This is a genomic window from Acidovorax sp. KPB24-03, from assembly GCF_057546605.1.
Map to the genome: position 1 here is coordinate 1 of NZ_BAAJYR010000940.1, position 586 is coordinate 586.

The window sequence follows — 586 nt, forward strand, 5'->3', positions numbered from 1 at the left end:
TCGATCTCGGCCAGCAGCTTGATGAGCTGGCGGCGCTTTTCCTCCTGCGCCAGCGCGTCGGCGCTCTGGCTGGGCTGGCGCGGGTCGGGCACCGGCAGGGTGGCCAGCTGCTTGCGCAGCTGGGCCAGCAACTGGCTTTGCTGCTCCTGCATGGCGTCGAGCTTGCGCTGGGCCTCCTCGAAATCGTCGCCCACCGCCGTCAGGGCCGAGTAGGGCAGGGGGCTGGTCGCGCGGCCCTTGGCGGCCTCGCCGCCGCCGGCCAGCGACGACTGCGCGATCGCCTGGGCCTTGTCCGGCCGCTCGCTGGACTTGGCGTTGACCAGGATCACCTCCAGGGGCGTGTCCTGGAAGACGCGGTTGAAACTCTCGGGGTCGATGAACCGCACCGACAGCAGCACCGCATGCACGGCGATGGACACGCCGAGCGCCAGCTGCAGCGTGCTGAATCGTTGGAAGAAGGCGGGCAGTTTCACGGCGCCCGATTATCCGTGCTGGCGCTGGCGCCGGCCTCGGTTTCGTTCACGTCCACCGCGATGGCGATGGGGCCGGCCACGGCCTCTTCGTCGTCCTCGCCTGCCTCGTCGCC

General features: G+C 70.1%; 1 pseudogene. It reads right to left on the reverse strand.

Annotated features, from left to right (window positions below):
* Positions 1–473 (reverse strand): annotated as a pseudogene (locus AC27KI_RS26915) (energy transducer TonB); the annotation flags it as partial.
* Positions 474–586: the final 113 nt, after the last annotated feature.